The following is a 1827-nucleotide window of genomic DNA, read 5'->3' on the forward strand; positions in this document are numbered from 1 at the left end:
GGGTGGTGGCGAGCGTAACCGTGTCCGCACCGGCGACGCCAGTCAGGGTTTCGACATCGCTGACGGTCAGGGTGTTGGCGAAGTTGCCCAGGGTCAGGACGTCGGTTCCGCCGTTCAGGTCGACGACGCCTGCCGTGATGATGGCGCCCAGCGTGATGGTGTCGACATCGGCGTTGCCGGTAATGGTCTCGACGTTCAAGACGGTGCCGGTGTTGGCGACGTTGCCCAGGATCAGGGTATCGGCACCGGCGCCCAGGTTGACCGTCATGCCGGTCAGGGTGGTGGCCAGGGTAATGGTGTCAGCGGCACTGCCGCCGGTCAGGGTCTCGACATTCGACAGGGTGGCCGAGTTGGCGAAGGCGCCCAGGGTCAGGCTGTCGGTGCCAGCCGCCAGGTCGATCGTGGCCGCGCTTAGGGCTGCACCAATGGTCAGGGTTTCGGCACCCGTACCGCCGGTGATGGTTTCAACGTTTGAGACCGTCGCCGAGTTGGTGAAGTTGCCGAACGTCAGGGCATCGGTGCCGGCGGCCAGGTTGATAACCGCCGCTGTGGCGATGGTGGCCAGGGTGACGTCGTCGGCCGCCGTCCCGCCAGTGATGATTTCGACATTGGAGACGGTACCGGTGTTGGCGACATTGGCCAGGATCAGAACATCGGCGCCGGTGCCCAGGTTCAGGGTCATGCCGGTCAGTGTCGTGCCCAGCGTGATGGTATCGATACCGGTGCCGCCGGTCAGGGTTTCCGCGTTCGAAACGGTGGCGACGTTGACGAAGTTACCGAGCGTCAGGACGTCGGTGCCGCCAGCCAGATTGATGGTGGCAGCCGCCAGGGCCGCACCAATGGTGATGGTATCGACATCGGCATTGCCGGTAAGGGTCTCAACGTTCGATACCGTGACCGTGTTGGCGAAGTTGCCCAGGTTCAGGGTGTCAGCGCCCGTGCCCAGATTGACTGTGCCGGTCAGGGCGGTGGCGACGGTGATGGTGTCGACGGCCGAGCCGCCGGTGATGGTTTCGACGTTGGACAGCGTGCCGGTGTTGGCGAAGGCGCCTAGGGTGATAGCGTCCGCACCCGCCGCCAGGTCGATCGTCATGGTGTTGGCCAGGGCCGTGGCCAGGGTGATCGTATCCGCTCCGGTGCCGCCCGTGACGGTTTCAGTGTTCGACACGGTGGCCGAGTTGGTGCCGTTGGCCAGGGTCAGGCTGTCGGTTCCGGTGGCTAGGTCGAAGACACCGGCGGTGACGGCGGTGCCAAGCGTAATGGCGTCGGCCGCGGTATTACCAGTGATGGTTTCGACGTTCGACACGGTACCCGTGTTGGCGACGGCGGCCAGGGTCAGGCTGTCGGCGCCGGCCGCCAGGTCCAGCGTCATGCCGGTCAGCGTGGTGCCAAGCGTAATCGTGTCAGCCAGGGCGTTGCCGGTCAGGGTTTCGGTGTTGGAAACCGTGGCCGAGTTGGCGAAGTTGCCCAGGTTCAGGACGTCGGTGCCGCCAGCCAGGTTGATCGTCGCCGCCGCCAGGGCTGCACCGATCGTAATGGTGTCGACATCGGCGTTACCGGTGAGGGTTTCGACGTTCGAGACCGTGCCGGTATTGGCGACGTTGGCCAGGTTCAGAACGTCGACGCCGGTGCCCAGATTAACCGTGCTGCCGGTCAGGGTGGTGGCCAGCGTGATGGTGTCGACCGCCGTGCCGCCGGTGATGGTTTCGGCGTTCGAAACGGTCGCCGAGTTGGCGAAGTTGCCCAGGATCAGGCTGTCGGTCCCCGCCGCCAGGTCGATTGTACCCGCAGTAATGATGGCGCCCAGGGTAACGGTGTCCCCGCCGG

Annotated in this window: 1 protein-coding gene; it reads right to left on the reverse strand. The window is 65.2% G+C overall.

Annotated elements, in window-relative coordinates; all coding sequences use genetic code 11:
- The coding region (locus ABI_RS25730) for a beta strand repeat-containing protein (protein ID WP_040309318.1) at positions 1 to 1827 on the reverse strand (1827 nt) is incomplete at both ends.

This window comes from Asticcacaulis biprosthecium C19, from assembly GCF_000204015.1.
Lineage (GTDB): Bacteria > Pseudomonadota > Alphaproteobacteria > Caulobacterales > Caulobacteraceae > Asticcacaulis > Asticcacaulis biprosthecius.